The sequence below is a fragment of the Vibrio sinensis genome (assembly GCF_003605645.1).
Lineage (GTDB): Bacteria > Pseudomonadota > Gammaproteobacteria > Enterobacterales > Vibrionaceae > Vibrio > Vibrio sinensis.
In genome coordinates, this window is record NZ_QVMU01000012.1 from 54,570 (window position 1) to 66,330 (window position 11,761).

Consider the following 11,761-nt stretch of genomic DNA (forward strand, 5'->3'; position numbering starts at 1 on the left):
TCATCCTGTTAGCATGTCTCTCCCCTAAGCCAATTTGGATTCATGCATGCCTTCTGTTGTTGATCATGTCTTACTTAACCTTGCTCTAAACCTCAGCGCCAATCTGTCCGATGATGACCAATATCAGCATATTCTCGAGGGTATTGACCAAGCATTTCCATGTGATGCCAGCGCGCTGTTTGTTCTAGATGAAGATGGATTTCTAAGCCCTGTCGCGGTAAAAGGGCTATCTACTGCGGTGCTTGGACGCCGGTTCTTTCCTGATACACACCCAAGGCTAAAAGCCATCATGCAAAGCCGAACAGCGATCCGGTTTGATGCAGATAGTCCACTGCCGGACCCTTTTGATGGCGCTTTATTAACCGAACAACAGAATATTGATGTCCATGATTGCCTAGGTTGTAGCTTGTTTGTCGAGGGACAACTGGTTGGCGTCTTGACTCTTGATGCACTTAATGTCGGTGCTTTTGATAACCTTGATTGGGTTTCTCTTGAAACATTTGCAGCCCTAACTGCGGCGACCTTAAGAAATATTGCTCAATTTCGAGCACTCAAGGCACAAAACCGTAAACAGAAGTCAGTGACTCAAACACTGATTCAACAAGCTCGTTCACAACACAATGAGATGGTCGGTTTAAGCCCCCAGATTAATCAATTGCGAACCAATATCGCCACAGTCGCTCAATCTGACTATGCGGTATTGATTACTGGTGAAACCGGAACGGGAAAAGAGTTAGTTGCACATCAACTGCACGCGCAATCGCACCGAAGCGATCGCCCTATGATCTATGTAAACTGCGCAGCTCTTCCTGAAGGCTTGGCTGAAAGTGAACTGTTTGGTCATGTAAAAGGGGCATTTACCGGCGCAAATAGCCATCGTGCCGGGAAATTTGAACTGGCGGATGGGGGGACAATCTTTCTTGATGAAGTAGGTGAATTACCACTGATTTTACAAGCAAAATTGCTGCGCGTAATTCAACAAGGCGAGTTACAACGTGTGGGCAGCGATCAACATCTCACGGTTAACGTACGCTTAATTGCAGCAACAAACCGAAACCTTGAGCAAGAAGTTGAACTCGGTCATTTTCGCGCCGATCTCTTTCACCGCCTCAATGTATTCCCGATTCTGGTACCACCTTTGCGCCAACGTGACGGCGATATTCCCGTTTTAGCTGGTTATCTCCTAGAAAAAGTACGCGCTCAGTTTAATGCACCGCATTTACACGTTCATCCGAAAGTTCTCAATCAACTAGAGAGAATGAGTTGGTTTGGTAACGTGCGTGAGCTTGAACACTCTTTAACCCGTGCTGCATTGCGAGCGATACAAAGTAATGATGCCACCATCAGCGTCCATCACTTTGATAGTGTGCTTACTCCAGATGATGTCGAAATGACAACCAATCATTTGCCCCAAGAAAGCCAATCTTTACGCACCTTGGTAGAAGAATACCAAAAAGAGCTGATCGTTCATGCTCTTGGCAAAACGGCTGGAAATTGGGCAAAGGCCGCTGATTTTCTTCAAATGGACCGAGGGAACCTCTATCGAATGGGTAAAAAACTCGGGGTCAATTCATAGCCAATCCTTGATTACCGTTGTCATTACCACATCACTGGCGATGTGATAATGACAACACAAACCTTGCCAAATGAAGATAAAACCCTACAAATCAACAAGATAACTATTGGCACACTCCGTGCATTATGGTGCTCAGATTAGGCGAAGATCGCCATGACTATTATAATGACCACTGGAGAAAACCATGTTCTGTATTCAATGTGAGCAAACTATTCAAACCCCAGCCGTAAAAGGTTGTTCGTTCGCCCAAGGCATGTGCGGTAAAACTGCAGAAGTCTCCGACCTACAAGACGTACTTGTGTATTCTCTTCAAGCGGTTTCTTACTGGGCAGTGCAAGCGGCTAAATTCAACATCATTGATGATCAACTTAACCTTTGGGCACCAAAAGCATTCTTTTCAACGTTGACTAATGTGAACTTTGACCCGCAACGTATTCTTGAGCTAACAGAGCAAGCTGCTCAATTTAAAGCACAACTTAAACAAAACGTGATGGCAGCTGCTCAACTTGCAAATGTTGAATTGGATGCTGTTCCTGCCGTTGCAAATTTTGAACTACCAACCAGCGCCGAAGCTATTCTTGCTTTTGCTCCACAAGTTGCGGTTAACCGTGGTAAAGAAAGCGTTCATGAAGATGTCATTGGTCTGCGTTTACTTTGTCTTTATGGTTTAAAAGGCGCTGCTGCATACATGGAGCACGCTCGCGTACTCGATCAAACGAATAACGACATTTTTGCTGAATACCATGAAATCATGGCATGGTTAGGTACAGATCCTGAAGATTTAGGCGAGTTGCTTGATTGCTCAATGCGTATTGGCTTAATGAACTACAAAGTGATGGAGATGCTAGATCTCGGTGAAACAGTGACGTTTGGCCACCCTGCTCCAACGGCAGTCAATGTAAAAACTGTTAAAGGTAAGTGTATTCTGGTTTCAGGCCATGACTTACATGACTTAGAAAAAATCTTGCAGCAAACCGAGGGGAAAGGCATCAACGTTTACACTAATGGTGAAATGTTACCTGCTCACGGTTATCCAGAATTGAATAAGTACCCTCACCTCGTGGGTAACTACGGTAGTGCATGGCAGAACCAACAAAAAGAGTTCGCGAACTTCCCTGGTGCCATTGTAATGACATCAAACTGCTTACTTAACCCAAATGTTGGCCAATACGCTGACCGCCTATTTACTCGTAGCATAGTAGGTTGGCCAGGTGTTGCGCACTTAGAAGGTGATGATTTCTCAACTGTCGTTGAATGTGCGCTTGCTCAACCGGGTTTCCAGCACGATGAAATTGAACAAATGATTACCGTTGGGTTTGGTCGCAATGCTCTTATGAATGCAGCACCAGCTGTGATTGAGCAAGTAAAAGCCGGCAACATTAAACACTTCTTCTTGGTTGGTGGTTGTGACGGTGATAAATCTGAGCGTAGTTACTACACAGATTTCACCGCTGAAGCGCCAGAAGATACGCTAATCCTTACTTTGGCTTGTGGTAAATTCCGTTTCAACAAAAACCAATTTGGTGACATCAACGGCATTCCTCGTCTATTAGATGTGGGTCAATGTAATGATGCATATTCAGCGATTCAACTAGCACTAGCACTTGCACAAGAGTTCGATTGTGGCATCAATGAACTACCGCTAACACTGGTACTTTCATGGTTTGAACAAAAAGCTATCGTGATTTTGTTGACTCTATTCGCTCTGGGCGTAAAAGGCATTTACACCGGACCAACGGCACCTGCATTCCTAACGCCTAACCTAATTGCAATCATTCAAGATAAGTTTGATATGCGTAGTATTGGCAACGTTCAAGATGATTTAAAAGAAATTCTTGGTGCATAAGCTTTACCAATCCTAATTAGGATTATTTTACAAGCCCTCTACTGTTGAGGGCTTGCTTTCATCAAACCGCGATATTAAGAGATAAATATGTTTTTTGAATGGCAAGGTAATCAGCCTGTTACGCTTCGTTGCATTGATAAGTTCCACGAAACACACGACTGCGTGAGCATCCAACTCGCCGATCTAACCGAATCTTTTTTGTTTGACTTTAAGCCAGGTCAATTCATAAATCTTGGTGTAGAAATCAATGGAAAAATGGAATTTAGAGCCTATTCAGTTAGCTCAATGCCAGGTGATGATCATCTACAATTAACCATTAAACGTGTTGAGGGAGGGAAAGTATCAAACTACATTCTCGACTCATTGCTTATTGGTGATACCGTTCAAGCTCTTGCTCCAATTGGTGAATTTAATATCGTGGATCACCCTCCACTTGAACGAGAAAATCAGACCAAGGCACTATTTATTAGTGCCGGTTGTGGAATAACGCCCGTATTCGCGATGGCAAAACATTGTCTGGATAAAAATATCGATATCGCATTTCTCAATATTGCACGAACTCCAGAAGAGACGATTTACTTCGATCAACTCGAAACCTTACACAGTGTTTATCCAAATTTTGAATTGAGCTTGCTATTGAAAGACAACCAAAATACGCGCCATCCAAAAGGTCGATTAAACAGTGAATGGTTACAGCAACTTGTTCCCGATTTTAAGCAACGCACTATTTATTTATGTGGACCAAACCAATTTATGTTGGACACACAAAACAACTTAATAGCACTTGGTTTTGATATGGATAATTTCCATCAGGAAAGCTTTACACCTACATTAGAACCGACTAACGCCGTTAGCCCAGATTCAAACCAAGATGCAAACGTAACTTGTGACAACAATGAAACTGACTCGTTGGGTGTATCGATTGCAGTACCAAACTTTGCAACTACCATTGATGCTGCAAAAGGGGATTTGCTAGCAGATAAACTTGAGAGTGCGGGATTACCACTTATCATTGCATGCCGCAGTGGCATTTGTGGTTCATGTAAATGTAAAGTGACCAAAGGCGCTGTTACATCAAGCAGTCAAGAAACCTTAACGGAAGAAGAAATTGCTCAAGGCTACGTCTTGGCCTGTTCATCCTCGTTACAATCTGATGTGGAAGTGGAAATCGGATAATCATAAAAATGCCCATCACTCGATGGGCATTTTTAAACTTGATAACGATTTGCGATCAATTAGCTAAAAATCAACGCTTTCAAACTCGCTTCGCTATCGATATCCATAAACTCTGGTGGATTATCTAGACGTTCGCGGTAAACCAGTTGTGGCGCTTCTTCTTTCATACTTTCAATCAGAAACTCACTGCTTACTGAAGGCGAGTTTACGCACGCAAGAACTTGCCCACCTTCAGCCAACAGATCAGGTAAACGACGTAAAATCTTTTTATAGTCTTTAGTTAGAGCAAAGCTGCCTTTTTGAAATGACGGCGGATCAATGATGATCAGATCATACTGCCCAGACTTCTTGATTTTTCCCCAAGATTTAAAAATATCATGGCCAAGAAAACGAATTGAATTTAAGTTGTGTTCGTTGAGCTGATGGTTATCGCGTCCTTTAGCTAGCGACGCTCTCGCCATATCAACGTTGACAACCTGATCCGCACCACCTGCAATCGCAGCGACAGAAAAACCACAGGTGTATGCAAACAAATTGAGCACGTTTTTATGTTGAGCATTCTGACGTACCCAATCACGACCAAAACGCATGTCTAAGAACAAACCAAAGTTTTGATTACGACCAATATCTAGTTGATACTTCAACCCCGATTCCATAACAACCGGACGTGCATTTAATTCACCTAGCAATACTTCTGATGGGGCACCCTCGGCATAACGGTGTTGTAAAACAATCGTATGCCCTTGCTTAGCTTGCCATGTTTCAGATTGAGAAAAGACAACCAACCCCTCTTTTAATGCTGTGAGAAATTGATCATCCACTGCTTTAAATAGATTGACGATCAACTGGCCTTGTAACCAATCACAAGTGAGTTGCTCTAACCCCTCAAAACGGCGACCACGGCCATGAAACAAGCGACGAACTTCATCTGGCGCGTTTGCTAATTCAGTATCAATATGTGTAAAAAACGTTGTTAAATTTGATGTTTGCATTTTACTTCTTAATATTTGGCCAAGTTAATTCCCAAGGAGATAACCAAGATTCAATTCCAGCTGAGACAATCTCTGAATTCCATTGCTTCCCCATGAGCGAAGAGCCTCTAGGATCGCAAACGAATCGATGCGATTCTCCTTGGTAAGGAAAACACAATGAGAACGCATGTAGATAACCACGATCAGCTTCACTACCAGAATTGTAGATAGGATCCCCAACAATCGCAGAGCCGACGGATTTCAAGGCAACTCGAATTTGATGAGTTTTCCCCGTATGCGGCTTACACAAAAATAGACGCTCGCCCGGCTCACCCGACAAAGAAAAAAACTGCGTCACGGCAGGGTTATTCTGAGAAGTCATTAACTTCCATGACGAACGACGAGATCGTTCCATATCACCACTGACTAAGCCTTGCTTTTTCTTCGGTTTTTTACTGCCGAGTGCCAAGTAAAACTTTTCGACAACACGCTGCGCAAAAGCCTGTGACAGCTCACTTGCGGCTTGGCTATTTCTCGCCAAGAGTAAAATACCTGATGTCATCTTATCTAAACGATGAACTAAATAGAGTTGTTCATCTCCACTGACTCGCGCAACTTCCTGCAGTAACATAACGTCACCGTCATCTTTATGCACCGAGACATTCGGGTGTTTGTTAATAATTAAAAAATCAGGATGGGTATGTAAAATTTCAAACATTCACTGGCTCCACTTTGGGGAGCGAAGTATACCGTTAAATCCGCCTATTCCCAAGTAAGCCAAGCTGCTATTGGTTTCGATATACAAAAAAACGGGAACCCTAGGGGCTCCCGTTTCTGATAACGTTCTTGACTACAACTCCGAGATTATAGCTTCTTAGACAGCAAAGCGATAAAGCCAATCACTGCTAACCCGAGAACCATAATTTCGCCTTTGCCACTGTCAAAACCGGCTTTCACACCTGCAATAGCAACGATCGCAATCGCAAATGGAATCACGTATTTTACTAAGTTGTACCAAAGACCAAATAGTGGAAATTTAACTTCGCCATCATTTGTGATCTCTTTTTCTAGCTCACTTCGGCTTAGTCTCCAGCCAGCAAAGATACAAACAAACATACCGCCAACCGCTAGGAAGATTTTATCAGTAAGAAGATCGAAGATATCAAATGCACCAGTTCCAAATAGTTGCGGTCCTGTACCACCAAGCGATAGTGAAGCAAAGACACACAAGCCAGCCATAACAGCACTTGCAAGCAATACTGCTGGAGTACGTTTCATCCCTTTCTCATCAATAAGGTAAGAAACAACCACCTCAAGTAGCGATACTGATGATGTTAATGCTGCAACACTTAAGCCAATAAAGAACAGTAGCGCAAGCAATAAGCCTACCATACCGCCCATTTCAGCAAACAGTTGTGGGACAACAACAAACACTAAGCCTGGTCCTGCAGCAGGTTCCATGCTAAATGCGAACATCGCTGGGAACATTGCGACACCGGCTAATATCGCAACACCTGTATCCATCGCGGTTACCATTGCCGTTGTTTGCACAAGGTTTTCTTTCTTTCTCAAGTAGCTGCCGTACGTGATCATACAACCCATACCTAAGCTTAAAGAGAAGAACGCTTGTCCAAGCGCAGCAAGAACCACACTGCTATCGACTTTTGAAAAGTCTGGACTAAATAGGAACTCTAAGCCTGCCATAGCGCCTGGTAAGCTCATGCCTTTAACCGCAACGATAATCAAGATGACGAATAGCAAAGGCATCAAGATCTTACCTGCTTTTTCAATTCCGCCTGAAATCCCGCGAACCACTACCAAAATGTTCAATAGTAGGTAAAGGCCCATCCACATTAATGGTTGAATCGGATCAGAAATAAAGCTTCCAAAGCTATCGCCAATCACTTCAGGTGTACTTAGTAGGCCTGTAGAAATTTTGTAAATATAAGCAATTGCCCATCCGCCTACCACTGGATAAAAACCCATAATGAGCAAGCCGCTGAGCACGCCAAGTACGCCGGCGAACGTCCAACGACGATCGGTTGACTTAAATGCACCTACTGCTGATAAACCGGTCTTACGACCCACAGCGAATTCGGTTAGCATCACACTAAAACCAATAAAAATAACAAACAGTAGATAGATAACGACAAAGGCACCACCGCCACTTTCTCCTGCTGTGTAAGGGAACTTCCATATATTTCCCAAGCCAACAGCCGAACCGGCTGCTGCCATGACAAATCCCAATTTTGAACCCCAATTATCACGGGGTTGAGCGGTTGAATTACTGATCGCCACGTTCTCTCCAAATTTTTATATTGTGTTTGCTGGTACTACTAGGCGTCTTAAAAGTAAGGTGTAATAAAATATTTACACTTAGAAAAAAGTATACTGACGCTCTATGTATAGTAAGTAAAACAGTTTGGGATTAAAATTGGAACCCCAAATAGTGCATTTTTCGCTCACACCTCTCATTTACACATTTTTTTGCTATTTATTTAACATATGCACATATAATAGCCTAGTTTTAACACTCCCATAACGGCTATGTCCTTTTTATCTTCCCTTACACATTCCATACAAACCACTCTTGTCGTGCCCTCTGGTTAGGATTAATATCTAAATCACTATATTCGCACAGGAATTTGCATGGAACAGTTCTACCACTTCCTCACTCTCGCAGGCCTTGCCTTCTACTGGATTCTCGTTGCCGGTGTTACGTTACGCGTAGTGCTAAAACGCCGCGCGGTCAGTGTTTCTCTCGCTTGGCTTATGATTATTTACCTCATTCCTTTTGTTGGCCTTATTGGATACGTTCTTTTTGGAGAACTCAACCTCGGCCGTAAGCGAGCAGAACGAGCTAAGGAGATGCTGGCACCATTTACACAATGGTTTTCCCAACTTGATGATTGCCACGCTCATGCACCAGAACACTTTGGACGCCATATCTATCGCATCGATGAATTGTGTAACAATCGTTTAGGCTTACCTGCTCTAAGTGGGAATACACTGCATCTTCAGCGTACACCCCAAGAGATCCTCAATTCCGTGATAGACGATATTGAATCAGCGCAACACGAAATAAGGATGATGTTCTATATATGGCACCCGGGCGGTTTAGCCGATGCGGTTGGTGCGGCTTTGATCCGAGCTGCGCAACGAGGCGTCGATGTCAAACTACTTCTCGATTCAGCAGGGAGTCCACGGTTTTTCCGCAGCCCATGGCTTGGGCAGATGCAAGAAGCTGGCATTGATGTCATCCAAGCCTTAGAAGTGAGTCCGTGGCGGATATTTTTACGCCGTCTCGACCTACGCCAACACCGAAAAATCATCGTCATCGACAACACAGTTGCTTACACCGGCTCAATGAACATGGTCGATCCTGCTTTTTTCAAACAAGATTCTGGTGTGGGTCAATGGGTCGATATTATGGTTCGCCTAACCGGTCCAACGGTCAACGTACTTTCAGCGATTCATTGCTGGGATTGGGAAGTTGAAACAGGTAAACGAGAATTTCCTCCTCTACCTGAGTGCAAACTTTCTCCAGATCAAGCGCAACACCCCGTTCAAGTGGTTCCCTCTGGCCCAGGGATGCCAGAACATCTGATTTCTCAGGTATTAACCTTGGCGATCAACCAAGCTAACCAATCAGTTCGTATTACAACGCCATACTTTGTACCCAGCAATGATCTATTAGAAACACTAAAAATGACTGCTCAGCGTGGGATTAGAGTTGAACTCATTATTCCGCATAAAAACGATTCATTAATGGTCCAGTGGGCATCTCGCGCGTTCTATACGGAGTTAATGTTAGCGGGAGTGAAGATCTTTGAATTCTATGGCGGTTTACTGCATACAAAATCTGTCGTGATCGATGAGCAGTTCTGTTTAGTTGGTACTGTGAATATGGATATGCGTAGCTTGTGGCTTAACTTTGAAGTTACGCTCGCTGTTGATGATGAAGATTTCACCAAAGAGATGTACGAACTGCAACAGGGATACATGAATCAGTCTCATCCCGTTGTGCTTCAAGATTGGGCTGAACGTCCGTTCTACTATCGCTTCCTAGAAAGAACTTTCTACTTATTTAATCCACTACTCTAATTCTCTAATCCTCTCACTACGGGGTTGGCTCATGTCTAACCCCGTTATCACTCCCCTGCCTTATACCTTTACTATTGTTCCATCCTAACGACTAATGCTTTACCATGTTTTAATCGATCGAAGCATAAATATCACAAGGATTTGATATGTCGGGAAAGAAAAAAACTCAGCTAATCACTGCAGGGCGTAAGAAACAATGGACAAATGGCGTTGTTAACCCACCAGTACAACGTGCATCTACCGTTGTTTTTCATAGTGTGGCAGAAAAAAACCACGCTATAAAAAATCGCGCGAAACAGACTCTATTCTATGGCCGACGTGGCACACACACTCACTTTGCTTTCCAAGATGCCATGACTGATATCGAGGGCGGCGCTGGTTGTGCGCTCTATCCATGCGGGACCGCTGCTATCACCAATTCGATCCTTGCCTTTGTTGAAACAGGTGATCACATTCTCATGGTCGATACTTGTTATGAACCGACGAGAGATTTTTGTAACACCATCATGAAAAAAATGGGGGTTAAGACCACCTACTTTGATCCTCTGATTGGGGCCGAAATTAACGAATTGATTCAGCCCAATACTAAGGTGATGTTTCTAGAATCCCCTGGGTCAATCACTATGGAAGTACAAGATGTTCCTCTCCTGTCCAAAATCGCCCACCAGCACAACATTGTTGTAATGCTTGATAATACATGGGCAGCAGGGGTTCACTTCTCACCTTTCGAACATGGTGTCGATATTTCAATTCAGGCAGCAACGAAATACATCGTTGGCCACTCGGATGTCATGCTGGGAACCGCCGTTGCTAATGAGAAACATTGGGATCAGCTACGGGAACAAAGCTACTTAATGGGTCAATGTATCTCCCCTGATGATGCTTATCTTGGGCTGCGAGGCATACGAACGCTCGATGTTCGATTGCGTCAACATGCTGAAAATAGTCTTAAAGTTGCCCAATGGTTACAAACGCGCCCTGAAATTGATCATGTTCGTCACCCTGCCCTAGAAACCTGCCCGGGTCATGACGTATTTAAACGTGATTTTACCGGTGGAAACGGGCTGTTCTCATTTGTGCTTAAAGGTAGTTTCCCCAATGCTACCACTGCGCTATTAGACGGAATGACACATTTTAGTATGGGTTATTCTTGGGGGGGCTTTGAAAGCTTAATTCTTGCCAATGAGCCAAACAGCTTTAACGCGCTGCGTACTGTTGCCCACCCACACTTTGAGGGAACATTAATTCGTCTTCATATCGGCCTTGAAGATGTCGACGACTTAATCAGCGATCTTGAATCGGCACTTGAACGCTATAACGCTGCCGTTCTAGAAAGCGTAACCACTGCCTAAGAAAGTTATTCAAATAGCATCGAATAAATAGCCAGTTCCCTAGACGATGACTGTTGTTATGGTGATTGCGATATCCGTTGTGATGGTAATAGCTTAAAGCCAACAAAAAAAAGAGCGCTAAGCGCTCTTTTGGGGACATCCTTGAATATGGTCATCAATCATGCCGACAGCTTGCATAAAGGCATAACATATAGTTTCGCCGACAAATTTAAACCCCCGCTTTTTCAAGAAACGACTCATGGCTTTGGACGCGTCTGTCGAGGTAGGTACCTCGTCCATGGAATCCCAATGATTCACGATCGGTTGATGATCAACAAATTGCCACAACGCGTTGGAAAGGCTTCCATACTCATCGATTAACCCTAGTGTTGCTCTTGCATTACTGAAAACAGATGCGATTTTTCCTCGATGTCTCACGACATCAAACTGCTCAATAATGGCTTCGACTCTCTTTTCACATTGATCTTGATCATATTGACTTAGACATTGTAAATCGTAGTCTTCAAATGCCGCGCGATACCCTTCCCGTTTTTTCAGAATGGTTATCCAACTTAATCCAGCTTGAGCCCCTTCTAAAGTAATAAATTCGAACAGAACTTGATCGTCATAAACAGGAATGCCCCACTCTTCATCATGATAAATGCGTTCTAATTCGTGCTTCATAGCCCATGCACATGTTGCTTGATTCATTCTACTGTTCCTAGTTCATATCACTAACTTCTACACCGTCTCTTTT

9 protein-coding genes are annotated in these 11,761 nt (G+C 43.6%); 5 read left to right on the forward strand and 4 right to left on the reverse strand.

Annotated features, from left to right (window positions below):
• Positions 1-46: 46 nt before the first annotated feature.
• The 3 genes from norR (at position 47) to DZ860_RS13570 (ending at position 4,598) form a co-directional block, all read left to right on the forward strand.
• A complete protein-coding gene (gene norR, locus DZ860_RS13560; protein ID WP_120032139.1) occupies positions 47-1,576 on the forward strand; it encodes a nitric oxide reductase transcriptional regulator NorR in 1,530 nt (509 codons plus the stop codon).
• 184 nt (positions 1,577-1,760) lie between these two features.
• Positions 1,761-3,422 (forward strand): hydroxylamine reductase, encoded by a 1,662-nt coding sequence (gene hcp / locus DZ860_RS13565; protein WP_120032141.1) that lies wholly within the window; start codon positions 1,761-1,763, stop codon positions 3,420-3,422.
• Positions 3,423-3,509: 87 nt separating this feature from the next.
• Positions 3,510-4,598 (forward strand): FAD-binding oxidoreductase, encoded by a 1,089-nt coding sequence (locus DZ860_RS13570; RefSeq protein ID WP_120032143.1) that lies wholly within the window; start codon positions 3,510-3,512, stop codon positions 4,596-4,598.
• A 59-nt stretch (positions 4,599-4,657) separates the two neighbouring features.
• Here the strand turns inward: DZ860_RS13570 and DZ860_RS13575 are convergent, their stop codons facing one another.
• From DZ860_RS13575 to DZ860_RS13585, 3 genes are all read right to left on the reverse strand, one after another.
• Positions 4,658-5,590 carry a class I SAM-dependent methyltransferase gene (locus DZ860_RS13575; protein ID WP_120032144.1) on the reverse strand — a complete coding sequence of 311 codons (933 nt, stop codon included), beginning with the start codon at positions 5,588-5,590 and terminating at the stop codon, positions 4,658-4,660.
• A 1-nt stretch (position 5,591) separates the two neighbouring features.
• A complete protein-coding gene (locus DZ860_RS13580; protein ID WP_120032146.1) occupies positions 5,592-6,287 on the reverse strand; it encodes a TIGR01621 family pseudouridine synthase in 696 nt (231 codons plus the stop codon).
• Positions 6,288-6,433: 146 nt separating this feature from the next.
• On the reverse strand, positions 6,434-7,804 hold the full coding sequence (locus tag DZ860_RS13585; RefSeq protein WP_439333132.1) for a sodium-dependent transporter: 1,371 nt from the start codon (positions 7,802-7,804) through the stop codon (positions 6,434-6,436).
• 414 nt (positions 7,805-8,218) lie between these two features.
• Between DZ860_RS13585 and cls the strand changes: the two genes are divergently transcribed.
• Together cls and DZ860_RS13595 are read left to right on the forward strand one after the other, a co-directional pair.
• Positions 8,219-9,673, forward strand: a complete 1,455-nt coding sequence (gene cls, locus DZ860_RS13590) for a cardiolipin synthase (RefSeq protein ID WP_120032150.1) — start codon at positions 8,219-8,221, stop codon at positions 9,671-9,673.
• A 146-nt stretch (positions 9,674-9,819) separates the two neighbouring features.
• The gene (locus tag DZ860_RS13595) at positions 9,820-11,025 is read left to right on the forward strand and encodes a cystathionine beta-lyase (RefSeq protein WP_120032152.1); all 1,206 of its coding nucleotides are present in this window, start codon (positions 9,820-9,822) and stop codon (positions 11,023-11,025) included.
• A gap of 117 nt (positions 11,026-11,142) precedes the next feature.
• On the opposite strand, the gene DZ860_RS13600 is transcribed toward DZ860_RS13595, so the two are convergent.
• Positions 11,143-11,715, reverse strand: coding sequence for a DNA-3-methyladenine glycosylase I (locus tag DZ860_RS13600; RefSeq protein ID WP_120032154.1), 573 nt, complete (start codon positions 11,713-11,715; stop codon positions 11,143-11,145).
• Positions 11,716-11,761: the final 46 nt, after the last annotated feature.